Annotated in this window: 21 protein-coding genes; 9 read left to right on the forward strand and 12 right to left on the reverse strand. The window is 41.1% G+C overall.

Going from position 1 to position 22,970, the window contains the following annotated elements:
• Window positions 1–492 precede the first annotated feature (492 nt).
• Window positions 493–1,590: a DNA polymerase IV gene (gene dinB, locus MSWHS_RS02040; RefSeq protein ID WP_048125587.1), complete on the reverse strand. Its 1,098-nt coding sequence runs from the start codon at window positions 1,588–1,590 to the stop codon at window positions 493–495.
• Window positions 1,591–1,920: 330 nt separating this feature from the next.
• Between dinB and MSWHS_RS02045 the strand changes: the two genes are divergently transcribed.
• Both MSWHS_RS02045 and cbiQ read left to right on the forward strand, forming a co-directional pair.
• Entirely contained in the window at window positions 1,921–2,904 is a 984-nt protein-coding gene (locus MSWHS_RS02045; protein WP_048125589.1) for an energy-coupling factor ABC transporter ATP-binding protein, read from the forward strand.
• Window positions 2,905–2,940: 36 nt separating this feature from the next.
• Window positions 2,941–3,747, forward strand: a complete 807-nt coding sequence (gene cbiQ / locus MSWHS_RS02050; protein ID WP_048125590.1) for a cobalt ECF transporter T component CbiQ — start codon at window positions 2,941–2,943, stop codon at window positions 3,745–3,747.
• Between the two features lie 97 nt (window positions 3,748–3,844).
• On the opposite strand, the gene MSWHS_RS02055 is transcribed toward cbiQ, so the two are convergent.
• From MSWHS_RS02055 to MSWHS_RS02065, 3 genes are all read right to left on the reverse strand, one after another.
• A complete protein-coding gene (locus MSWHS_RS02055; RefSeq protein WP_231585534.1) occupies window positions 3,845–4,717 on the reverse strand; it encodes a nicotianamine synthase family protein in 873 nt (290 codons plus the stop codon).
• Window positions 4,659–5,558 (reverse strand): nicotianamine synthase family protein, encoded by a 900-nt coding sequence (locus MSWHS_RS02060; protein ID WP_231585535.1) that lies wholly within the window; start codon window positions 5,556–5,558, stop codon window positions 4,659–4,661. The genes MSWHS_RS02055 and MSWHS_RS02060 overlap by 59 nt, the downstream gene beginning before the upstream one ends.
• Window positions 5,559–5,887: 329 nt before the next feature.
• The gene (locus tag MSWHS_RS02065) at window positions 5,888–6,646 is read right to left on the reverse strand and encodes a class I SAM-dependent methyltransferase (RefSeq protein WP_048125594.1); all 759 of its coding nucleotides are present in this window, start codon (window positions 6,644–6,646) and stop codon (window positions 5,888–5,890) included.
• Window positions 6,647–7,201: 555 nt separating this feature from the next.
• Here MSWHS_RS02065 and cbiM point away from each other — a divergent pair.
• Together cbiM and MSWHS_RS02075 are read left to right on the forward strand one after the other, a co-directional pair.
• The gene (cbiM, locus tag MSWHS_RS02070; protein ID WP_048158704.1) at window positions 7,202–7,867 is read left to right on the forward strand and encodes a cobalt transporter CbiM; all 666 of its coding nucleotides are present in this window, start codon (window positions 7,202–7,204) and stop codon (window positions 7,865–7,867) included.
• A complete protein-coding gene (locus tag MSWHS_RS02075; RefSeq protein WP_048125598.1) occupies window positions 7,864–8,169 on the forward strand; it encodes a PDGLE domain-containing protein in 306 nt (101 codons plus the stop codon). The genes cbiM and MSWHS_RS02075 overlap by 4 nt, the downstream gene beginning before the upstream one ends.
• A gap of 76 nt (window positions 8,170–8,245) precedes the next feature.
• On the opposite strand, the gene nth is transcribed toward MSWHS_RS02075, so the two are convergent.
• Window positions 8,246–8,950, reverse strand: coding sequence for an endonuclease III (nth, locus tag MSWHS_RS02080; protein ID WP_048125600.1), 705 nt, complete (start codon window positions 8,948–8,950; stop codon window positions 8,246–8,248).
• Window positions 8,951–9,288: 338 nt separating this feature from the next.
• Here nth and purH point away from each other — a divergent pair, with 338 nt between their 5' ends.
• From purH to MSWHS_RS02095, 3 genes are all read left to right on the forward strand, one after another.
• Window positions 9,289–10,905: a bifunctional phosphoribosylaminoimidazolecarboxamide formyltransferase/IMP cyclohydrolase gene (purH, locus tag MSWHS_RS02085; protein WP_048158705.1), complete on the forward strand. Its 1,617-nt coding sequence runs from the start codon at window positions 9,289–9,291 to the stop codon at window positions 10,903–10,905.
• A 989-nt stretch (window positions 10,906–11,894) separates the two neighbouring features.
• A complete protein-coding gene (gene tnpA / locus MSWHS_RS18785; RefSeq protein WP_082088120.1) occupies window positions 11,895–12,356 on the forward strand; it encodes an IS200/IS605 family transposase in 462 nt (153 codons plus the stop codon).
• Between the two features lie 164 nt (window positions 12,357–12,520).
• A complete protein-coding gene (locus MSWHS_RS02095) occupies window positions 12,521–13,156 on the forward strand; it encodes a winged helix-turn-helix domain-containing protein (RefSeq protein WP_231585537.1) in 636 nt (211 codons plus the stop codon).
• A gap of 417 nt (window positions 13,157–13,573) precedes the next feature.
• Here MSWHS_RS02095 and MSWHS_RS02100 read toward each other — a convergent pair whose 3' ends face one another.
• From MSWHS_RS02100 to MSWHS_RS02115, 4 genes are all read right to left on the reverse strand, one after another.
• Window positions 13,574–14,497, reverse strand: a complete 924-nt coding sequence (locus MSWHS_RS02100) for a UbiA family prenyltransferase (RefSeq protein WP_048125605.1) — start codon at window positions 14,495–14,497, stop codon at window positions 13,574–13,576.
• Window positions 14,498–15,433: 936 nt separating this feature from the next.
• A complete protein-coding gene (locus MSWHS_RS02110; RefSeq protein ID WP_255353711.1) occupies window positions 15,434–16,147 on the reverse strand; it encodes a class I SAM-dependent methyltransferase in 714 nt (237 codons plus the stop codon).
• Between the two features lie 3 nt (window positions 16,148–16,150).
• Window positions 16,151–16,273, reverse strand: a complete 123-nt coding sequence (locus MSWHS_RS21885) for a hypothetical protein (RefSeq protein WP_255350482.1) — start codon at window positions 16,271–16,273, stop codon at window positions 16,151–16,153.
• Window positions 16,274–16,770: 497 nt separating this feature from the next.
• Window positions 16,771–17,373 (reverse strand): acetate uptake transporter, encoded by a 603-nt coding sequence (locus MSWHS_RS02115; protein ID WP_048125611.1) that lies wholly within the window; start codon window positions 17,371–17,373, stop codon window positions 16,771–16,773.
• Between the two features lie 295 nt (window positions 17,374–17,668).
• Here MSWHS_RS02115 and gpmI point away from each other — a divergent pair, with 295 nt between their 5' ends.
• The gene (gene gpmI, locus MSWHS_RS02120) at window positions 17,669–19,216 is read left to right on the forward strand and encodes a 2,3-bisphosphoglycerate-independent phosphoglycerate mutase (protein ID WP_048125613.1); all 1,548 of its coding nucleotides are present in this window, start codon (window positions 17,669–17,671) and stop codon (window positions 19,214–19,216) included.
• A gap of 162 nt (window positions 19,217–19,378) precedes the next feature.
• Here the strand turns inward: gpmI and MSWHS_RS19910 are convergent, their stop codons facing one another.
• Window positions 19,379–19,516 (reverse strand): hypothetical protein, encoded by a 138-nt coding sequence (locus MSWHS_RS19910; protein ID WP_156148050.1) that lies wholly within the window; start codon window positions 19,514–19,516, stop codon window positions 19,379–19,381.
• Between the two features lie 123 nt (window positions 19,517–19,639).
• Between MSWHS_RS19910 and MSWHS_RS02125 the strand changes: the two genes are divergently transcribed.
• Window positions 19,640–20,596, forward strand: a complete 957-nt coding sequence (locus tag MSWHS_RS02125) for a beta-ribofuranosylaminobenzene 5'-phosphate synthase (RefSeq protein ID WP_048125615.1) — start codon at window positions 19,640–19,642, stop codon at window positions 20,594–20,596.
• 47 nt (window positions 20,597–20,643) lie between these two features.
• Here the strand turns inward: MSWHS_RS02125 and MSWHS_RS02130 are convergent, their stop codons facing one another.
• Window positions 20,644–21,648, reverse strand: coding sequence for a cation diffusion facilitator family transporter (locus MSWHS_RS02130; RefSeq protein WP_052722785.1), 1,005 nt, complete (start codon window positions 21,646–21,648; stop codon window positions 20,644–20,646).
• A gap of 148 nt (window positions 21,649–21,796) precedes the next feature.
• On the reverse strand, window positions 21,797–22,813 hold the full coding sequence (gene fen / locus MSWHS_RS02135) for a flap endonuclease-1 (protein ID WP_048125617.1): 1,017 nt from the start codon (window positions 22,811–22,813) through the stop codon (window positions 21,797–21,799).
• Window positions 22,814–22,970: the final 157 nt, after the last annotated feature.

Below are 22,970 nucleotides of genomic sequence, written 5' to 3' on the forward strand. Positions count from 1 at the left end.
TGTCCCTCTCCTAACCGTCCTTATGCAGTCGTCCTTCCTTACCCACTTTATAATTCTTTCGCCATTTTTTGCGAATTTCAGATAAAGTACTTTTCTGAAGAAATCCGCATGTAGGGCTGATCTACATAAAATAATAGCCTCTTTCAAAAATGGGACCGAAATTCAGGTTATGGAAGAAATTTCGAACTATTACCCATATTATTATTACATTTCTTGTTTGATAAATTTTATGAAAAAATTCTCTTTGGGGTTAACAATAAAAAGGATTAAATCATTAAAATATTTTTAACTGCGGCAAATGTTGTTTATATACTAATTATAAATATAAATTATGTGGTTAACTGGAGTACTATAAATGTGTAATTGAGTAAACATTAACTCGCCTGATAAATCTCCTGGCTTGTACAAACAACCAGGTAAACACAGGATCTAAATAACACAAATAATGAGGTAGACCTAATCCCAAACATATGCACAATACAGCATTCAGGCTTAATAATCAAAAAGGCTTTTTTGACCCTTTTTTTTCTGGAGCCCTCCTACCTTTACCCCCACACGCCGGAGTTCAGTTCTGTTTTCCGAAAGGAATTCGCTCAGGATTTCTCTGGTTGCTTCAAGAAGGGCTTCCTTTGAAGAAACGGTATGGTTAAGTGTGCGGCTCCTGGTATACATCCTGAAATTTGAGTTTATGGCTGTAAAGGTTACAACCTTGAAGGAGAGTTCCCTTGAATTCAGTTTTTCAATAACGTCTCCTGCAAGCCTTTCCAGCAGTGGAATGATAAGTTCCTGATCCAGAGTATCTTCAGGCAGTGTTGCAATCCTCCCGATCTGTTCTGAGCCTTCCCTTTCCTTAAGGGGGGATTCATCAAGTCCTGTCGCAGCTTGTTTAAGCCACGTTCCCCGGGCTTTTCCAAAGGTGGAAATAAGTTTGATAACATCATGTTCTGCAAGGTCCTTTACCGTAACTATGCCCATTTCCTGCAATTTTTTTGCAGTTACATCTCCGATCCCCCAGAGTTTGGACACTTTCAACGGCCAGAGAAAACCTTCCAGATTTTCGGGGCTCACGACTGTAATCCCATCAGGTTTTTTTGCGGAGGAAGCCATCTTGGCAATTAGCTTATTTGGTCCTATTCCTATAGAGCAGGTCAGGTTCTCCTTTTCTTTTATTTCTTTCTTTATCTGCATCTCGAGTTCAAAAGCAAGGTTAAAGTCTCCCTCTGTCCTGTCGGTAATTTCAAGGAAAGCCTCATCAATACTTATCTGCTCAAAGGAATCTCCATTTTCTCCGGGGTCTGCATAGTTTCGGAGAATTTCCATGATTCTATCTGAAACCGAGGTGTAAAAATCCTTCCTGGCAGGCAGAAATACGGCTTCAGGATTAAGGTTCTTAGCCTTTGAACAGGGCATTCCTGCTCTGATTCCAAACTCTCGCGCAATGTAATTACATGTGCTTACAGATCCGCTGAGTTCGCTTCGCCCGGAGAGCATGCAGACTACAACTGCTTTTCCACGAAGTTCCGGCTTTTCCCGTTCCTCGATGGCTGCATAAAAATAGTCCATATCTATGTGAAGAATGACCCGCTGCATCACAGCAAAAGATGCGGGGAAGATTTGTATAATTATCTCTCAAACTAGCGTATAATTATCTCTCAAACTAGCGTATAATTATCTCTCAAACTAGCATATAATTATCTCTCAAACTAGCATATAATTATCTCTCAAACTAGCGTATAATTATCTCTCAAACTAGCTTAATCCACTAACCTTTAAAGATAATTTAAGCAATGAACATACACTTCAAAACGGAAAGTACAACCCATAACACATAAAAAAGATAACTTCATTAGCTGTGACATTATTTTTAAAAAAGGTATATTATAAGGTCAGTAGTGGTCTCCTTACAGGACGTTTTCAAGTATGAGCATCTCGAATCCCCCACACAACTCCGATGAAGCAAAAAATATCCTTGAAGAAATGGCAAGCAGGAGGAATCTTAAAACAGAGGCAATTCCTGAAAAAGCAGGCAATTCTTCTAAAATAACCGGTACCCCCATCCTTGAAGTAAGAGATCTCTGCCACAGATACCCTCACCTGGAGACTAACACCCTTGATAAAATAAACCTGAAGGTCCACAGGGGAGAAAGAGTTGCAGTGCTTGGGGCTAACGGAGCAGGAAAGTCCACCCTTTTTAAGCACCTTAACGGGATCTTACGCCCTCTTTCTGGAGAAGTCCTGGTAAAGGGAGAAAAAATTACTAAAAAGAATGTCCGGATGTGCAGGGAGGCTGTAGGAATAGTTTTTCAGGATCCTGATGACCAGGTGCTTGCTCCGAGTGTTGAAGAAGACATAGCTTTTGGACCGATCAATATGGGCCTGTCCAGAGTAGAGGTAGAAACCAGGGTTAAAGAAGCTCTGGAAATGGTGGGACTTACGGGTTTTGAAGAGAGGGCTCCGCACCATCTGAGCGGAGGACAGAAGAAACTTGTGGCAATCGCAGGCATTCTTGCCATGCGCCCGGAAGTTATTGTGCTTGACGAACCCACAGCAGGGCTTGACCCGTTGAGTTCAGCCCGAATTCTGGAACTTATAATTAAAATGAACAGAGAACTCGGGATCACCATGCTTCTTTCAACCCATGATGTGGATGTTGTCCCTTATTTTGCGGAAAGGGTTTTCGTACTCCATCACGGGAAACTTGAAGCTGACGGAAGCCCGGAAGCTATTTTCAGTGACCCTGAACTTCTCAGAAAAGCACATTTAAAACTTCCGAGAGTGGCTGAAGTCTTCGAAATGCTCCAGCAAGAAGGACTCAATGTAAACATACAGATTACAGCCGAAGCAGCCAGAGATGAAATCCTGAAGCTCATAAGCTCGGGACAGAAAACCGCTGGACTTGAGTGAAAACCAAAAAGAAGGCTTCTTACTGGAGAATGTATAATGGTAACTCTCACTGATATTGAACGTGAATCCTATAAAAACAGCCCCATACACAGGCTTGATCCTCGGGTAAAATTATTCTTTGCGCTTGCTATAATTATTTATGTAGTTAGCCTGCCCAGGATTCACGATAAAAATATGGTTCGCCTTCTTGCCATAGAAGTTTATTTGCTGGTTCTTGTACTTGTTGCAGGGTTGGATCTAAGGTACTTTTTCCTCCGTATTCTTGCAATTTTACCTTTCGGGCTTGGAATTGCCCTTATCCAGCCTTTTCTGCGACCTTCCTTCGTAGAAAATTATACTCTTTACCCTCTTGACCTGCCTTTAGGTCTAAGCATAACCTATGAGGGGCTTGCCTTTGGGAGCACACTGCTTGCGAAATTTCTTGTCTGCATAACATCCATCGTCTTGCTATCTTCCACTACACGGTTGAGAGATATGGTTGCAGCAGCAGATAGGATAGGCATCCCGAGGGAATTTACCCTGCTCCTGAGCATGATGGTTCGCTATCTCTTTCTTTTCTGGGCCGTCCTTAAAAGGATAAGGATCGCACAGCAGACAAGGCTCTTTGATATCTGGAACAAAGATGTTCCGAAGAGATGGGTCCTCGAGCAGGTAGGAAACAGCATGAGCTCAATTTTCATACGCTCCTATGAGCAGGGGGAAAGAACCTATATCAGCATGCTTTGCAGAGGCTACGGAAGCGGGTACGAAAAATCTTATTACAAAACTAAAATCAGAACCCCGGATGTCCTTTTTGTGCTTCTGGGTGTAGCCTGTATATTATGTGTCCATCTTTATGTCTGAATGGTCTGCTGCATGAAATCTTTTAAGAACTGAGTATCATGGTTTTTGAAACCTATTTATGGTTTTGTAACTCTTTTCCTGCAGTTTCCAGAGATTTTTATCTTCGTTTCAGAAATACAACCGTATTATTAACTGGAGGTTCCGGCTGAACCCTGAGATATTCTTCAAATCCTGGCGGCAGATCGAGGAAGGAATTCCCCTCAAGGATTCTTCGGAGACCTTTTTCATAGAGGCGGTAGGAAACCTTACTCCCTTCGGGAAGTATTTTTGCGAGATGTTCGAACACCTCCTTTTTGGGTTCGGCCTGAGCGGCGACCATATAAAGGTCACATCTGGTTTCAAGTGGCAGATTGAAGTGGGTTCCTTCTATTATTTTGATGCTTTCGGAAAGCCTGAGGCAGGCAATTACCTCTCTGGAAATACTTGCCCTTTTTCCGTCCTGTTCAATTCCTATTCCGAAAAGGCCGTATTCGCGGCAGAGCAGTATCAGACTCAGAGGGAGAGGACCGCTGCCAAGAAAAAGAATACAGTCTCCGGGCTTCAGACCGGAACCTGTATATTCGGTCCTGGCAAGCTGCAGGTAGTTCGGATAAAATGTAAAATTTCGGAGAGTTTCCCATGGATTGGAGCTTCCAATAAGGTTTCTTGCTTTTTCGTTTTCAAGTTTCAGATTGTATATAAACCGAAAACGGGAAATCGAATCTATCAGAGCATCAAAATCCGGGCTTTTAACGACTACAGCAATAGACTTTTCATCTATTTCCAGGGCTGCGAGTTCGTCCAGCTTTTTAAATAAGGTATACAGTTCGCCTGAGGTATTTTCCTGAATTTCTTCCTCTCCAGACCCCTTTACCACAGCAGAAATCTGCCGAAGCTCAGCAACTAAGGAAGCAGTTTCGATTTGTGGGATGTTATTCACACTCCAGGAAGACCAGGGAGTTGTTAACCCGGCAGGAAGGGTGTATTTCATTTATTTTCCGAAACCCCCGGGTATGCTCAGGAAGGACAGGCCAGTAGAATAGTTGCCTCATGCCTGTATAGCTCCGATAACACACGGAAATAGGCTTACCATTCTTGGATTTTTTCTTTTTGATTATTGTATGAAGATTCTGGAAAATGCGAGATTTCGGTTCAGCAAGAGCTGCTATGAGCACAGAGCCCCATTCAAGTTTTGAAAGTACAGTTTCATCCCCTTCAATAATATTGATCTCTTTTTCAAGACCAAAGTGCTTTACACAGCTTTTTGCCAGAGCTACTGCTTCTGGGTCTTTGTCTATTCCGATGCAGTGAATGCCGTATAGTTTACTTAATAGCAGCAGGGTAACTGGAAGGGGACCACAGCCTATAAAAGCCAGAACCCTGATCCGGGAGGAATTCTGGAAATGGGTATTGATCAGATTTTTATATCTTGGATACAGGGGAAAGGATTCGAGCACTTCCCAGGGGTTTCCATTTTCAAGAATTTTTCGTGCAAGCTGGGTCTCATGAAGGCTAAAATAATTGCTGTAATTGGAATGGACTGCAGGAAGTAAGGCTCGAATTACCGGGTCCTGAAGCACACACTCACAAATCGTACTGTCAACATCCAGATGTCCCAGATCATCGAGCTCGGAAAATATCTCGTAGAGCTCTTCCAGGTTTGATTCTGCAATTATACTTAAATCTCGATCTTTAATATTATCGTAAAAATGCAATATGTGTGACCTTATGTCATATAATTGCGGCTCATATTCCTGAAATAGGGCTGAAAAAGAGTTGCCTTCAACGTTCAGTAGGCTGTTCATGAGTCCATATCCCTCGTTATTTTCCATTATTATTTTTCCCCTTTATTATATATTAAAAATTATAAAATTGTTTTTAATTTATAGTTAGTTTTTTTTGAATTGGAATAAAAAGCTTTCTACAATTTTGGACAAGTATGTATGTTAAAAAGTTTTGTTGCATTAAGTAAAAAAAACAAGATGAAAAATGTAAAAGCAAATGGTAAATATCGTCAGGATCGTGTGACTATAAATAAAATATCATTGTTAACAACGATGATATAAAAATGTCAGGGCATTTTATGGAAAAATCCAGCTAATTAATAGGGCGAGGCAAAAAAAGCAGTTTGGGGCAAAAAAGCAGTTTGGGGGCAAAAAGCTTATTCTTGCTTTTTCTGCCCTGATACCAGAAAAATGGAGTTATTCTTGAGAAGTCTCTGTAAGAACGAGTGTCTGTTTTTTTGAAACTTCTGCACCCCAAGGAGAGGATTTATTGCAGTGTTCACAAGTCCGGTTTCGGAAAAGATGTGGGAGATATTTTCCGGGCTTATTTTCTCATAGAAAGGAAGAGAATTTCTTATCGGATTGTAAGACTTCTTGAATACCAGATTGTACTGGTTTTTCTTCGCAAAGCTTTCTGCTAACTCGGAAATTATTCTTTTGATACACCGATCTGGTCGGGGATCAAACCAGTTGCCATCTATGGCAAAGATCATCCCTCCAGGTTTGAGGACGCGCTTCCACTCGCTAACAGCACATGCAGGCTTCTGGAGGGTCCAGAGAAGGTATTTGTTCACAACCAGATCAAAGGAACAGTCTTCGAAAGGCAGATTTTCCGCATCTCCATGGAACAACTCAATTTTTAGACCCATGTTATCTGTGTTATGCTTTGCTTTCTCGAGCATGCCTTCAGAGAGGTCTATGCCTGTTACCTCATGCCCCATCTCGGCAAAAAGGAGGGCGAGAAAACCTGTGCCTGTTCCTACGTCCAGTACTTTTAAACGCTTGCCGGAAGCCAGGAAATTCTCAAAGATTTGTTTCCAGACCATACGTTCTTTCTCATCAAAGCCATTTACTCCGTTTGTGTAGGTGGAAGACCTGAAATTCCAGTAATTGGCAATAACTTCCTTGCAGTCCATAAATACTCCTCCATATAATACTGGATATATGGTAATATACAAATATTACTTTTTTTCATAATAAATATTACCAAAAATTAAAATCTGATGAGCACATATTACTCAAATGCTTATAAAAGCAATCATTCAGGGATCAAAAAGCTAGTAAAAATGGGACTGATGTGGATTAACACCAACTTTTCTTAGATGAATATCTATTCGACTTGATGGAAGATCCAAGGTTACTTAATTTGATTAAAAAATAATTATGCCAACACTGAAGGAGATTTCATAAAAAAAATTATCAAATAAAATAATACCAAAATGTATATATGTAATACTGAATTATTTAAAATTATACAGAAAATCTCCTGAAAATGACTCTCAAAATACACATTAGGAACAGTCATAATAGATATCTAATTGTAATAATTCACATGATAATACTTAACAAATTTTGACTTTTTGGGTTTTTTATTCTTTATGTAATGAATATTCTGAAAAACAAGGGATATGGAATGTTCACAGTGTAAATGAAATCTATAAAAAACAAGGTTTAAAAAGAGGAATAAAAAAATGCATATACCTGATTCTTTTATGCCGTTAAGTCAGGCAATTGTCTATTGGGTAATTGCCCTTCCATTTATTATAATGTCAATGAAGTGGGCAAAAAATGAACTTGATGAAATGAAAGTGCCAGTTCTTGCCGCCCTTGCAGCAGGAATCTTTGCTATCCAGGCAATGAATATTCCTATCGGAATGGGAACGAGTGGACACATGGTCGGGGCAGCCCTTGTTGCTATTGTTTTCGGAAGCCCCTGGGCAGGAGTTCTCGTACTTACGCTTGTGTTGCTTGTTCAGGGGTTTGCCTTTGGCGATGGCGGGATCACCGCAATGGGCGCAAATATCCTGAACATGGGAGTTGTTTCCGGGTTTGTGGGATATTATACGTATGTTGTTCTTCGTAAGAGTATGGGCACAATCATCGCAGCCTTTGGAGGTGCCTGGCTTGGGCTCTTTATCTCGTCAATTGTCTGCGCAGTTCAGATGTGGATTGCAGACATTTTCCCCCTTGTTCCAGGTCTCATTGCAATGGGCACCTATCACCTGATAATTGGTTTCATCGGAGAAGGGCTGATCACTGCAGTTGTAATCACAGCGATTTCAAAATCTCGCCCTGATCTGCTTGAAGACAGTTTCACTGACAGACCGGAAAAATCTAAGAAGGAGACTCATGCATGAGCGGTAACTCAAATATGAAATTCCTTTATGCTGGAATTGCAATTGCACTTTTACTTTCGGTTTTGGCCCCCTTTCTTGCATCTCCCGACCCGGACGGGCTTGAAAGTGCTGCCGGAGAGATAATTGATGAATCGAAAATGACCCAAATTGAAGAAATGGAACCTGCAGTAAGTTCTCCAATGCCTGATTATTCAATTGAAGGCATGGGGAAGAGCGGGGAAGTCCTGGCAATTGCAGTAGGAACGCTTGCAGTACTGGCAATCAGTTTCGGGTTTGGGAAACTTTTCAATAAAAAAGCTTGAGCAAAAATCGTTTCTCATTTTTGAAAAGCTATCTTCTTCCAGATAGTGGGAGAAGCTGCTTTTTAGCAGAATTCTGTTACTCCCCGATAAATATAATACTTGAAGGGCACAGCTCTTTTACAACACAAATGCGGCATCTGGGTTTTTTTGCCTGGCAAACTTTCCTCCCGTGATATATCAGGGTCATGGAAATTGAATCAAGGTCTTCTTTTCGGGTAAGGGCTATCAGATCCTGTTCGATTTTTTCAGGGTCGGAGTGCCTGGTAAATCCAAGCCTTCTAGAGACTCTTTTTACATGGGTATCCACGGCAATACCCTCTATTATCCCAAAAGCCCTGGCAAGCACTATATTCGCTGTTTTTCTCCCGACCCCTGGCAGGGTAATCAGTTCACCCATTGTCTTTGGCACTTCTCCATTATAGTGCTCGATAATCAGTTGCGCGGAAGCTTTGAGATTTTTTGCTTTGTTTTTGTAAAACCCTGTAGAATAAATGTCAATTTCAAGTTCCCTGAGGTCTGCGCTGGCATAGTCTTCGGCAGTCCTGTATTTTTTGAATAAATTTTCAGTCACCCTGTTGATCTGGACATCCGTTGACTGAGCAGAGAGGACAGTTGCTACAAGAAGTTCTAGTGGGTTGCTGTAGTTAAGAGAAGGTTTTGCATCCGGGTACTCTTCCTTTAAATGAGCCCATACCCGGTCAAAATTATGCCTGTTGTCAGGAATATCATACTCCTGCCAGGGCTCATTAGAGGTCGATTTCGTCGGTTTTTTTTCAGGCATCAAAAAACTCCATTATTGTTTTCATTTTCCCTGCCCCAGCCATAAGAACAATTTTCTCAAAGGAAACTGAATCTCTTTTTATTTTACCTTTTCCAGGCCAAAATCTAGATCTAGATGTAAGAAACCTCAATGCTTTAGCGTGAGATAGTTCACAAAATACCAAAAACTTAAAGAACTAGAACTCCAAGAGGTTCATGATTAAATGTTAACCGAAATATTGCATTTGAGGAGTTAAACTCTGATTTTTTCAATAAAAAAAAGTTTCTTACTAATAAAATAACGTGTAAACCATAAGTTTTATAGCTAATAATTTTTAAACCAAGTATATTGGTGATTTTTTGGTAAAAAGGGCACTGCTCAGCGTCTCAGACAAGACAGGAATTGCGGAATTTGCACGCGGGCTTGAAGCACTTGGCGTGAAGATCATCTCAACGGGTGGGACTGCGAAAATCCTTCGCGACGCCGGCATCGAGGTTACCGATGTCGCGGAAGTCACAGGCTATCCGGAGATGATGGGAGGAAGAGTCAAAACTCTCCACCCGAGAATTCATGGCGGGCTCTTATGCCTGCGGGACAGCAAAGAACAGATGGAGGAAGCTGCAAAAGAAGATATCTCTCTCCTCGATCTGGTGGCTGTAAACCTATACCCCTTTGAAGTAACGGTTTCCAAAGAGGGTGTGGAACTTGAAGAAGCCATCGAAAACATAGACATCGGGGGTCCGACCCTTCTCCGTTCGGCAGCTAAGAACTACCGCTCGGTAACAGTGATATCTGACCCTTCGGACTATGGTCATGTCCTTAAAGAACTGCGCTCAAGTGGAGTAATCTCCGATAAAACCCGTGCTGACCTCGCGGTTAAAGCTTTCAGGCATACAGCTGATTATGATGCAGCCATTGATACTTACCTGAGCAGGACTCTGCTTGGAGAAGAGGTACTGCGCCTGAAATTTTCCGATGGCGTGAAACTTCGCTATGGGGAAAACTGGCATCAAGAAGCCTCTTTTTTTAAAGACCCTAAAATTGAAGGTCCGAGCCTGGCAAAAGTTGCCCAGTTGCACGGGAAAGAACTTTCTTACAACAACTATGTGGACGCCGACAACGCCCTTCAGACGGTCAAAGAACTGGGAAACACTTCTCCTGCTGTTGTTATTGTGAAACACAATAACCCGTGCGGACTTGCTACTGGAGATACACTCTTGCAAGCTCTGCAGGCTGCTTGGGACGGAGACCCGATTTCGGCTTACGGAAGCATAATCTGTACAAACGAGATTTTTGACCTCGAAGCTGCAACTTTTCTGAACGGGAAATTCGTAGAAATTATCCTTGCTCCTGACTTCAAGCCCGATGCTCTTGAATATCTGAAAAATAAAAGTGAAAATCTGAGGCTCCTGAAACTTCCAGAACTTAGGGAGGTTTTTGGGATGGAGTATACCTACAAGTATGTAATTGGAGGCATGCTTAAGCAGAGCCGCGATATAGGGATTTACGAAAAATGGGAATCTGTTACTGAAATTTCCTATCCTGAGGACAAGCGCGCTCTCTCGGAGTTCTGCCTTAAAGCCTGCAAAGCCACAAAATCCAATGCTGTGACCCTTGCCCACGAATACGAACCTGGATACTTCATGGTACTGGGTATGGGAGCAGGGCAACCTAACAGGGTGGACTCGATCCGCAAACTGGCAGCCACAAAGGCAGTTGAAAATCTAAGGGTAATCTACGAACGTGAGCAGCCTGCTGCACCATTTGAAGAGTACTGCCAGAAGATTATGTCAGAATGTGTAATGGCATCAGACGCTTTCTTCCCCTTCGATGACAGCGTCGTCCACGCAGCAGAAAATTACATTCGTTATATTGTTTCTCCCGGTGGGTCGATCAGAGATAACGAAGTTATTGATACTGCAAACCGACTTGGAGTTTCCCTGGTTTTTACAGGTATGCGGCATTTTCTTCATTGAAATATCAATAAAGATAAAGAATAACTCAAGGTATACACTTACTCAAGGTATACACTTGAGTTCAATGTAAAAATTCGAGTACCCCTGCATCTAAAGCAGGGCACATTCTCATTTTAAGCTTATTTCTTATTACTTATTTTCAGAATAGCATGGTTTGAAAGATAAGAGATTTGCCGGAGTTGAAGCTCTTATGTATCCTTAATCAAGTGCTGTACATATGGGTTAATGGATGGCAAATTTTATTAATTTATTAATATATCACATCCTGTATTTACTTCACTGCTGGATCTGCATACTTTCATTAACAATTCATCAAACGGTTACATTAAATCTCAATTTTTTATTTATGATTTTTAACCGGCGTGCTGAGTATGCAGCTTTAAACTGTATATTGGTAGAATAATTCTATATCTTTATTATAATAACTTTTTTTTGAAAGTCATGTGCGTTTTTTCAACCGGATATCTTATGTTTTCGAAAGACTGTTACACAGAATATCTAAATTCAATAATAAATTATTAAGAATCAAGTCTACTCTTGAAAAAGATAATATATATTGAATTCGTATATCATTCTAGCAATATTATATCACTCTGATATAACTGCCACATCAATTCAATATAAAAAATGAAAAGAATTTCAAAAAACAATTTGCCTTCACTTCAAATAAAAGCCGGAGAACTTACTTTTCCATAATATCTCTCAAATTTCTCCAGAAACAGTACTAATAATCACGGGCTGATATGTGTGAAATCAATTGGACTTTTAAGCATCCTAACCTTCTCTGAAAAACGAAAAGACATCTTATTACTATGGGAGTGCAGAGGGTCACGAATACCCTGACCTTCAGGTCGGGGATGAAGTGAACCCTCGCTGGCTGTTTTGTATTCGCTTAAACTGTATCAATCATCGTTTTTTTGTAAAATGAGGTTTTTTGACACCATAGCCACAGGTGGTTCCAGCTACCTATGGCTAGGATGTGATAAGCGTTGGAATTGCGCAGTTTTAGCCATGGCTATGGTCAGATTACCTACCACATCGTGTTGGTGCCTAAGTATCGATACAAGATATTCTACAATAAACGAGTTAAAAAGGATTGCGAGTCTATATTCCACAATATTTGCACAGAGAAAGGCTACAAAATCCATGCTCTGGAAGTTGTAGATAATCATGTTCACCTGTTCCTGGAATTCCACCCAAGCACCTCTCTATCAGAGGTGGTTCAATACTTGAAAGGAGGTAGTTCTTACAGATTGTTCAAGCTTCATCCTGAACTGAGAACACGATATTGGGGTGGAAGTCTATGGTCAAGTGGTAAATTCTATCGATCCGTTGGAAATGTAACCGCTGACACAATCAAGCACTACATTAAGGAGTCGCAGGGAAAACCGAAAACAGAGGTTCAATCATATAGATTAAAGTCTAGGCAACGGAAAATTGACGATTTCTAAGTACCAGAATAACCGGGCGGGCGGCCCATCAGCATACCCCATCCTTTAGGTTGGGGTGGCCGCACGCAATTTGATTTTTACTTAAGGAGAGTCCAAGGACCCTTTCGGAGATCAGGGACTACTTCGATGTAAGATCCCCGGAAATTCTACCTCGCCTGAAAGAAATGGAAAATGCGAATCTAATTGTCAGACAGGAAGGAGTGTATCAGTTGACTTCCCTGGGAAAAGTTTCAGCCATCTATTACAAACCTTTCCTTGACACTCTGGCAGCTATAGAAGCAAACGAAGACTTCTGGAGAGACCATGACCTTGGAGCAGTTCCCGAGACGTTGCTAAACAGAATTTTGGATCTAAAGGAGTGTAGAGTTGTAAAGGATGAACATGAACATATTTATGACTCTCATAAAGCATTCATGGAAAATGTCCTGACTGCCAGCCGTTTTATGGGTTTTACATCCATTTTCCTTCCCAGCTATCCATCGATGTTTCTTGAGATGGCCCGAAGGAACATCCCTATTTCCATAATTGTTACGCCAAATGTCTTTTTCAAATTAAAAAGTGAGCATAGCGCTGAAATTGAAGAGTTTCTTAAGTACAAACACACAAGTTTCCATGTCTACGACAGCGCAAAGGTAGCTTTTGTCGTAACAGACAGGTTTGTATCACTCTCACTGTTTTTCAAAAACGGAACTTTTGACCCGAGAACTGACCTTGTGGGTTTTGATTCTTCATCCATTAAATGGGGAGAAGACCTTTTTAAACATTATAAAGAGAATGCAGTTGAGATTAAGAATCTGTAAATCGAAAGGTTGTAATTTCCTATGTTCGCAGATGTTTTGAGAGTCTGAAAAGAAAAAAGCTGAATAATTGAATTGGAAGTATAAATGGAAGGTCTTGATCTTCAAATAAAGATGCTTGATCTTCAAATAAAGAGGCTTGATCTTCAAATGAAATGTCTCGATCTTCAAATGAAGAGGCTAAATGTCTCGATCTTCAAATGAAGAGGCTTGATCTTCAAATGAAGAGGCTTGATCTTCAGTCTGACCTCTTTAAGGCCTATTGATAAGGGTAATATGAATTTTTCTGTCTTACAAGGCTCTCTATCTTCCGTATAATGCTTTTGTAAATGTCTTAATGTAAACATCAGGCTCCAGATGTATTACCAGATCGAGTTTTTTATTATATTTTTAATTAGTATCTTTTGTACAGCCAGGTCTTTATGTAATCAGAGCGCCTGCAACCATCTTGAGTCCAAGAATAGAAGTGGATTCCCCGTCTACAAGAACGGTCCTTTCAAGTTTTCGGGAAGAAAGTTTCTCGTCCTCAGAATTTGTAAAGCTCTGGATACATATAAGTCCGCAAATGAAACTATAGAGAACTATAAGGGGTTCGAAAGCAAGGACTCCATGGATAAGGGCAATCCCAAGCGCTAGATGAGAAAGCAGGTGCATGGCAGTAAGAAGATTGCGGGTTTTCTGTGTTCCAAGGCTTACGGGAAGAGTCTTGAGACCTGCAAGAGTGTCTCCTTTTATATCCTTGAAATCATATATGGCAGAGTTGATAAATACTTTAACTCCAAAGAAAATAAAAACCAGAACGATAGGGACCAGGTTTCCACATCCACTGCCTGCAAGACCTGCAATAAAAATGCCCCATGTAAGCCCCACAACAATATTCTTAACTCCAAGTCCTCCTTTTAGTTTCAAAGCGAACCTTCCTATTTTAATTCCTTTACTGTACAGGTAGCCAGTTATGAAGGGCATGAACGCAAGTGCAAGCATTCCCTCTTTTGCTAGTATATAAGTTCCTATCATAAAAGCCAGCAGTGAAACCGTGAGTCCAACTTTTTTATTCGAGCCATTCAGTTCCGCCCGGTTTACAGTATCTTCCTCGGCTCCTAAAGCTCTGTCAAGTGTGTATACAGTATAAATTATTAGACCACCTGCAATGCAAGTTAGTATGCTTGATTGAATATGGAATAGTAAAAATGCGAGATGTATCCGTAGTGCACCAGAGAACGCAACTAAAACAGAACTTTTAAGGAGTTCGAGAGTGGCATTTTCCTCTTTGTATTCAGGAGCTTTAGTTCTTATGTACTTGAAAATCTGCTCTAAATTTCCAGAAAATACATTGGAGTCCATGAAATTAATACTGTATGACTTTTAAATATTATTATTTCATTATAATATCAATAGATCTGTATAATTAATACTTTACTGGACAAATTGTATATCATTAAACTAATAATTAACATAATTATCTATCAATTATATTTATACAGATAAACTATCTGATCTTTGACTTCTTAAAAAATGCAACGGGATACGTTATTCTAAGAACTTGAACGCGCACAAAAACGTGTAATTCTACAGGATTAACCCTGTACTCTGAGTATCGATGGTGAATTTAAAACGAATATTTAACCTTCGTAAAAACAAAAATGACCCAAAATGGGGTTGTCGCCGGATTGACAACTTTCATAACGATAACATTCTTATTTTTTGTAAAATCTAAGGTTCTGGATAGCACGGGAATAGATTTTGGGACCTTTATGGATGACCTGATTCTCAGCTCTTTGAGCAAGCCCTAGAGTTTAGAAGAAAGCACAGGCAAAAAAGGGAAAAAACACAGGTAAAAAAGGGAAAAAACACAGGTAAAAAAGGGAAAAAACACAGGTAAAAAAGGGAAAAAACACAGACAAAAAAGGGAAAAACACAGACAAAAAGGGAAAAAACACAGACAAAAAGGGAAAAAACACAGACAAAAAGGGAAAAACACAGACAAAAAAGGGAAAAAACACAGACAAAAAAGGGAAAAAACACAGACAAAAAAGGGAAAAAACACAGACAAAAAAGGGAAAAAACACAGACAAAAAAGGGAGAAAACACTTTGTCCTCTTTGTTTTTACGGAGGGCAAAAAAACCTTGTCCAAACCTTTGATACGGACATTTCTAGGGAGGAATCACTTGGAAAAAAATATATATATTGATTTCGCAAACTATTTTTAGCAGTAATATTCGTATATATAAATTGTCCTAAAAGGATATTTGAAAGATTGTACTCGAAATATTCTTATTTCAAAAGGCAGAGACTTTCCACCACATTTTCACCCTTGTGCTCCAGCCCTTTTGCACGAGAGCCCCATTGTCTTCTTCCAGCATCTTTTGAAGGTAGGACCTTAGAATTTCTTCCTGCTCAGGTGAAAATGCAGCGTATTGAGGCTTAAAGTGCTCAAGAGCTTCTTCGATGTTTTCAAAGCGGTTTTTGTGCTCAAAAGGAAAAACCTTCACATCAGGATAGACTCCCATATCGTAGAGTACGTTGTAAAGAACGTCTGCTTTTGGACCCTGCCTATACTCGTGCCCGTGCAGGATAGGCCAGAGGTTTCGAGAGTGTATATCCCAGGAAGTATCTCTTGCAAACCAGTATAGGTAAACATATCCTGAAGATACGTCAACCATTTTTTGGATTGAAGCCCGAATATCTTTCATGCCCAGGGAGTAAGATGCAAACACGACATCATAGGAGGGACAGAGGTCAGATATTGCATTAACAGTTTCCCAGTCTTTATAGACACAGTCAATATTCCTGATTCCATAAGTCTTGATATTTTGTTTCAGAACCTCCATCATTCCTTCTGCAGGCTCGACTGCTGTTACATGCGCAACCCTCTCCTCAAGAGGAATTACCAGGCGTCCGGGGCCTGCTCCAATGTCAAGAACTCTGGATTCGGAGGTAAGGGCCATTCCAGTTAGGGTTTTTTCAACCCTATCTTTATTTTCCAGAGACATTTCTCAGAATTTCCTGGTGTTTTCTTTTTTCTGCCAGATACTGGAGCAGTCGGTATTGAGGCTAGCCTTGCTCTGGAATTCTATTCTTTCTTTCCAGACTTCATTCCAATCAATTTTTACATTCATGGTATTTTCCTCAGCCTCCCACATTGAACTTTCTATATAATGTTATAAATATATTAATAAGTATTAAATATAATTTTCTAAAAAAAGATTCCCAGAAATAAGGATAATGAGGATATGAGGATAATGAGGATAATGAAGATTATGGGATAATGAAGATAATGGGATAATGAAGATAATGGGATAATGAAGATAATGGGATAATGAAGATAATGGGATAATGAAGATAATGAAGATTATGGGATAATGAGGATAATGAGGATAATGAAGATTATGGGATAATGAAGATTATGGGATAATGAGGATAATGAGGATAATGAAGATTATGGGATAATGAAGATAATGAGGATAATGAGGATAATGAGGATAATGGGATTATGAGGATAATGAGGATAAAACACATATTAGTTAAAAAAAAGAAATCCGGACACTTAGCCCGGAAAACGATCCCAATATAGGGAAAGTGAATAATTGAAATTAAGTGATTTTATTCCGCAAATTCAGAGAGGAATCATCTTTTTACCATACATCTCGTTCAGCACCTGGCCAAGGGCCGCGTAGATGGCTGAAAGCCCTGTGATAATTCCTTCATAACCAGCTATTTTGAGTATTGCCTCACTGCCAAGGTAGTTTCCGGCAGCAAGCAGGAAGAAAAGGATCGCAAGAGTCAGAAAAACAACTTGTAATGCCCTGTTGGCTTTCAGAGTGCCTATGAACATGAAAAAGGTGAAAACTCCCCACATGAAGAGGTATGCAGCAAATGGGAATGCCTCAGCTGCCAATCCTGAGTAGTTTCCAGACTGCGGAAGCAGGACAATTCCTACCAGAGTGAGCCAGAAAAATCCGTATGAGGTAAAAGCTGTGGCTCCGAATGTATTGCCTTTCTTCCATTCTTCGATCCCGGCAATGACCTGAGCTATCCCACCATAGAAAAAGCCCATTGAAAGGATCATCGCGTTCATAGGGTAGAAGCCTGCATTGTGTATATTCAAAAGCACAGTTGTCATTCCGAAAGCCATCAAACCCAGGGGAGCCGGGTTCGCCGTATAATCCTGGATTTTTACGTGCGTAAGATTCATAATGTCTTGAATTTCCTCACTCATAATAATCATCCTCCTAACAATCCTAAAGGTCAATCCACCTACCTGTTACCGGAGACCTAACCAGACATTTCTATAGATGTTAACAGAGACACGGGTCGTTTTTGTGTTCTCGTTTTTACCTTTTGGATAAATATGTAATTATTAATACTTATATTTACGGACAGTAAATAAATTTTTAATACATCATTAATATATAACATATATTTTTCATTATAAGCTATTAGAGAATCTTATGGCTGGATATTATGGAGTTTCATAACAAGCTATTTATGAACAGGTGTGGAATTCCCTTTATATGACTCAGGCAAGAAGACCTCTTATGCTCATGATCCTTGATGGATGGGGCTACAGGGAAGCAAAAGAAGGAAACGCTATCCTGGCAGCCAGGACTCCAAACCTCGACAGCCTGCTGAAAGAATATCCATGGTGCTTTTTAAAATGCTCTGGAGAAGCCGTAGGTCTGCCGGAAGGTCAGATGGGAAACTCTGAAGTCGGCCATCTGAATATAGGGGCAGGGAGAATCGTTTATCAGGACCTTACAAGAATAAACCTCTCTGTTAGGAACGGTGACTTTTTTAAAAATCCTGTTTTGCTGGATGCAATTTCGAACGCAAAGCTCAATGATTCAAGCCTGCATATCATGGGGCTTGTCTCTTATGGAGGCGTTCACAGTTATATGACCCACCTTTATGCCCTTATCAACCTTGCACAGGAAAAAGGGCTAAAAAAAGTATATATACATGCTTTTCTGGATGGGAGAGACGTACCCCCCAAAGCTGCTCTTGCAGATATTAAGGAACTTGATGCTTTTTGTAAGAAGAGCGGGAGTGCCAGGGTTGCGACAGTCTCAGGGCGCTACTACGCAATGGACAGGGATAAGCGCTGGGAGAGGACACAGCTTGCCTATGATGCCCTGACTCTCGGAGTTGCTCCGTATACAGCTCCTAATGCTGAAACTGCAGTTTCTGAAGCCTATGGTAGGGGGGAAAATGATGAATTTGTAAAACCTACTATAGTCACTGGTCCTGAAGGAAATCCCAAGGCAGTCATACAGGACAATGATTCAATAATTTTCTTTAATTTCAGGCCCGATAGAGCAAGGCAGCTTACCTGGGCTTTTGTAAATGAGGACTTCGAAGGTTTCGCCAGGGAAAAACGCCCGAAGGTTCACTATGTTTGCATGGCACAGTATGATGAAACCCTGGATTTGCCTATTGCCTTCCCACCTGAAAAACTGGATAATGTGCTTGGAGAAGTACTTAGCAAGCAAGGGCTTGTCCAGCTTCGCATTGCAGAAACCGAGAAATATGCCCATGTGACTTTTTTCCTGAATGGCGGGCAGGAAAAATTCTATGAAGGAGAAGACCGCTGCATGATTCCTTCACCAAAAATTGCCACTTATGACCTCAAACCCGAGATGAGTGCATATGAAGTTACGGATGAGGTGGTCAGGAGAATCCAGTCAGGAAAGTATGATGTAATTATACTCAATTTTGCAAATATGGATATGGTCGGGCATACCGGAATTTTTGAAGCTGCGGTACAGGCGGTAGAAACCGTTGATGACTGCGTGGGTAGGATTACAGAAGCTCTGAAAAAAGCAGGAGGTGTAGCACTTATCACTGCAGACCACGGAAATGCCGAACAGATGGAAGATCAACACACCGGAGAGCCGCATACAGCCCATACCTCAAATCCTGTCAGATGCATTTACACAGGAAACGGTGAAGTAAAAGCCCTTGAGGACGGAAAATTGTCTGACCTTGCTCCCACCCTCCTGGAGCTTCTTAGGGTCCCTAAACCTGAAGAGATGAAAGGTAAATCATTAATTGTAAAAGAGTGACGGTAAAGGAGAAGTAAAGAGCAATCGTAAGTAAAGGAAGTATTAACGAAAAAATCAGTGTTTTTTGATTTTTCATTCAATTTTTTTTGCTTCTTTTACTCTCTTTTTAGATTTCGCATGTCTCCTGCTACATGGTTGATATTTTGGTATTAGAGCTTCCAATCAGGAACCACCTGAATTTTCGTTCCCCTTTTCTTTTCTTCCTGTTTGCGCCCTTTCTTTTCTTCTGAAGTTTTTACTATTTGCCATTGTTTGGTCTAATTTTATTTTTTTTAATGAGTTTGCTGCCTCGTTTTTCATAAATTATACAGGCTTTCCAGACAGGATTTTTTTAAAAAGATTAAATATCAGTAGCTATAATAAAAAATGCAGATAATTATGGTATTATAATATTTTTAAATGTTCTTCGAGGTTGTACTACACATGATCAAAATAACTACTCCCTCTCGGCTTCACATAACCCTTATCGATATGAACGGTGAGATCGGAAGAATGGACGGGGGAGCAGGGTTGACCCTTTCCTCCCCGAACATAACAGTTACCGCAGCAGAAGCTGATGAAATCCATATCGAGGGGCTGCAGGGATTTGCCGACCGCATGAATAAAGCCGTAGAAGCCTTGCTTCCTGAAGGAAAAGGGATCCGGATTAATGTAAAAGAACTGATTCCTCCTCATGTGGGCTTTGGATCAGGTACCCAGGCTGTTCTGGTTGTGGCAGCAGCTGTGAATGAACTGTATGGGCTTGGAAAAAGTGTTAGAGAACTTGCATTTGCAGTGAAAAGAGGAGGTACTTCGGGCATAGGAGTAACTGCTTTTGAAAAAGGTGGATTCATAGTTGATGGAGGGCACAGGTTCAAAGACAAGGGGGCTTTCATGCCTTCCGCCGCCAGCAGGGTGCCGCCGGGTCCTGTGCTTTTCAGAGAAGATTTTCCTGATTGGGATGTAGTTATTGCAGTTCCTGATGATACGGGTATGCACGACCAGGAAGAGATCAATGTGTTTCAGAAATTCTGCCCCCTTCCGATAGAGGAAGTCCGGGATGTTGCACATATGGTACTCATGAAGATGATGCCTGCAGTAATAGAGGGCGACATCGAAAATTTCGGAGCTGCGGTAAACCATGTCCAGACAGTGGGTTTTAACAAAAGGGAAAGTCTGATCTGGCCCGAATTCGTAAAGAACATTGCCTCTTTTATGCGCAGCCGGAGTTACGGAGCTGGAGTAAGCTCTTTTGGGCCTGTAGTTTATGCTTTTGTAGATAACAGGGAAGAAGGCAGGCAGCTTAAGGCAGAAGTCCAGAAAATGCTTGATGAATCGGTAGGTGGAATCACAATGATGACTCGAGCGAAAAACAGTGGTGCAGAGATATCTAAACTCTGATATTAAATAATTTATTTTAACCTTGTTTCATTTTCTAATACTTTGTCTCAATGAGACTTAGCAGGTGATATAGGTTCGTGTTCCGGAAGCTGATGATAAGCCTCTCCGGACGCTTCCCTGGGATCTACGTGTACAACCGCGTTTGACAGGTAATTTAGACTATGAAGCATCCTATGTCTGACGTTTACAGCGATTTCATGCCCTTCCTTAACAGAGAGTCCGGATTCTACTGCAATATTAACTTCAGCATGAAGCCTGTGCCCTAACCAGCGTACTCTGATCTCTGTAATATCCCTTACATCTTTTACCTGGCTTACCACCTGTCGGATATCATCCACAATTTGAGGGTCAACCCCATCCAGCATGCGGGAAAATACGGATTTTCCTGCGTCCCATACTATGTGGAGGATTGCGATCGTGATTAGGAGCCCGATTATAGGGTCTGCGAGAGGATAACCCAGCCAGGTGCCCAGGGCTCCAAAAAGTACGGCAAGGCTGGTAAACCCGTCTGCACGTGCATGGTATCCATCTGCAATAAGGGCAGCACTTCCTATTTCTTTTCCTACCTTTATCCTGAACTTTGCTACCAGTTCATTTCCCAGAAAACCAATAATTGAGGCTACAGCCACAGCCCATAGAAAATCAACAGGCTGCGGAGATAGAAGCCGGGAAACTGATTCATAAGCCGCAACTGCTGCACTGAGTAAAATAAGGAAAACAATTAACAGACCTGCGAGATCTTCTGCCCTGCCGTAGCCGTAAGTATAACTTTTGTTGGGTTTTTTTCTGGAGAGCAGGAAGGCAAAACCCAGCGGGATTGCAGTTGCGGCGTCCCCAAAGTTATGAATGGTGTCGGCAAGAAGAGCTACACTTCCTGAAACCCATACGACATAAATTTGAAAGAGCGCCGTTAATATCAAGCCAACAAAGGACCATTTGATAGCATATAGCCCTCTATCTGTGGAAAGAAGTCCGGGGTCCACAATTCCGTGGGCATGGGAATATGAGTGTTCTTTTCCTGAATGCTCGATTTCTTGTCTTGTCAGGCTCAGACCTCCCTGCCTGTATATCTCTGACGAAGATACTTTCACAGGGAATGGATTCAATTTATAAAAAATGTAAGGACAATGTAAGGAATATGTAAGGAATATGTAAAGAAAGAATCTTAAATAGAAATACCTCTTTATCTCTTATAATTATTTAGAACCACTGGTCAAGGGTTTTCTGCCTTGCACCTGAAGCCGCTTTAAGGCGTTCTATAGCTTTTTCCATCCTGTCTACAGAGAAGCCATTCTCCCCGCAGAGGAAGTTGATGAGTTTTTCGGAATCCGGTTTACCCCATTTGATTTTGTAGTCGTCCGTAACATCAGGATGGGTAAAAAGTTCCTTTATATTGTCCAGCCCTTCGATTTCTACTCCCTTCTCCCGGAGCACGGCATGGATGTCTCCATGCTTTTTAATTAGTTTAAGGGCTGTTTTAGGACCCACTTTTTCCAGGCCTTTGTTATAATCCGTGCCTACACAGATTGCAATATCGATAAGTTGGTCCCTGTTAACTCCCAGAACCCCGAGGGTTTCATCGAGGTCGATCATTTCAAGTTCAACATCAACGTATACATTCTTTCCAGGGAGCTTGCGTTTTCCAGTTACCGTCATGTTACGGACAACACTCGGGGCTCCGAAAAGGAAGGAATCATAGTCCTGGGAAGCAACACAATCTGCATCCTTTTTAATAACCATATGAGCAGCCTGTGCCTCTCCTTCACAGGGGGCCTGTATCCAGGGAATACCCATTATTCCGAGAAGGTATTTGGAATCTTCAACAATGGTCTGGTCAACCTTTGAAGACGCCTGAGCATACTTATGAGCAGCTTCAAGGTTCCCTTCTGCCTTTGCATTTTCCCATTTCTCCAGTGAAGTCTCCCTTACTTCTTTTCTTCGGCTCAGGGTTTCGGATTTCAGGTCGGGGGGTTTGCCGTCAAAAACGAATACAGGTTTGATTCCGGCTTCAACCAGGCTTGCTGTCCTGTAGAGCAGGCCGGAGAGGTGGGAGGTCACTTTTCCGCTTGAATTAACCAGAGGACTTCCGTCCCTCTGGCGGATAATGCTCAAAAACTGGTGAAGGGTGTTAAATGCATCAATTGCAATCACCCGGTTTGAGAGGTCAGTAAGCTCTATTTTTCTTTTCTGAAGAAGATCTCCTATGTCCGTGCCCATATTTTTTCCCTCTGGTATATGAAACTCTTTTGGCTCTTCGCTATTTCATGTGGGTAACTCAAATTTAAGTTTCCCTAATTTTAGATAGATCATATTAATAAAATATTGTACGTTTTTAAACCGGAGTTTCTAAGATATTAAGAAACAAAGGCTCTTG

It is taken from the genome of Methanosarcina sp. WWM596 (assembly GCF_000969965.1).
In the GTDB taxonomy this organism is placed as follows: domain Archaea; phylum Halobacteriota; class Methanosarcinia; order Methanosarcinales; family Methanosarcinaceae; genus Methanosarcina.

Bases quoted from the DNA above. Each gene is read 5' to 3' on its own strand.
- dinB (WP_048125587.1), bottom strand. From the start codon at position 1,590: ATGCAGCGGGTCATTCTTCACATAGATATGGACTATTTTTATGCAGCC.
- MSWHS_RS02045 (WP_048125589.1), top strand. From the start codon at position 1,921: ATGAGCATCTCGAATCCCCCACACAACTCCGATGAAGCAAAAAATATC.
- cbiQ (WP_048125590.1), top strand. From the start codon at position 2,941: ATGGTAACTCTCACTGATATTGAACGTGAATCCTATAAAAACAGCCCC.
- MSWHS_RS02055 (WP_231585534.1), bottom strand. From the start codon at position 4,717: ATGAAATACACCCTTCCTGCCGGGTTAACAACTCCCTGGTCTTCCTGG.
- MSWHS_RS02060 (WP_231585535.1), bottom strand. From the start codon at position 5,558: ATGGAAAATAACGAGGGATATGGACTCATGAACAGCCTACTGAACGTT.
- MSWHS_RS02065 (WP_048125594.1), bottom strand. From the start codon at position 6,646: ATGGACTGCAAGGAAGTTATTGCCAATTACTGGAATTTCAGGTCTTCC.
- cbiM (WP_048158704.1), top strand. From the start codon at position 7,202: ATGCATATACCTGATTCTTTTATGCCGTTAAGTCAGGCAATTGTCTAT.
- MSWHS_RS02075 (WP_048125598.1), top strand. From the start codon at position 7,864: ATGAGCGGTAACTCAAATATGAAATTCCTTTATGCTGGAATTGCAATT.
- nth (WP_048125600.1), bottom strand. From the start codon at position 8,950: ATGCCTGAAAAAAAACCGACGAAATCGACCTCTAATGAGCCCTGGCAG.
- MSWHS_RS02095 (WP_231585537.1), top strand. From the start codon at position 12,521: ATGGAAAATGCGAATCTAATTGTCAGACAGGAAGGAGTGTATCAGTTG.
- MSWHS_RS02100 (WP_048125605.1), bottom strand. From the start codon at position 14,497: ATGGACTCCAATGTATTTTCTGGAAATTTAGAGCAGATTTTCAAGTAC.
- MSWHS_RS02110 (WP_255353711.1), bottom strand. From the start codon at position 16,147: ATGTCTCTGGAAAATAAAGATAGGGTTGAAAAAACCCTAACTGGAATG.
- MSWHS_RS21885 (WP_255350482.1), bottom strand. From the start codon at position 16,273: ATGAATGTAAAAATTGATTGGAATGAAGTCTGGAAAGAAAGAATAGAA.
- MSWHS_RS02115 (WP_048125611.1), bottom strand. From the start codon at position 17,373: ATGAGTGAGGAAATTCAAGACATTATGAATCTTACGCACGTAAAAATC.
- gpmI (WP_048125613.1), top strand. From the start codon at position 17,669: ATGACTCAGGCAAGAAGACCTCTTATGCTCATGATCCTTGATGGATGG.
- MSWHS_RS19910 (WP_156148050.1), bottom strand. From the start codon at position 19,516: ATGAAAAACGAGGCAGCAAACTCATTAAAAAAAATAAAATTAGACCAA.
- MSWHS_RS02125 (WP_048125615.1), top strand. From the start codon at position 19,640: ATGATCAAAATAACTACTCCCTCTCGGCTTCACATAACCCTTATCGAT.
- fen (WP_048125617.1), bottom strand. From the start codon at position 22,813: ATGGGCACGGACATAGGAGATCTTCTTCAGAAAAGAAAAATAGAGCTT.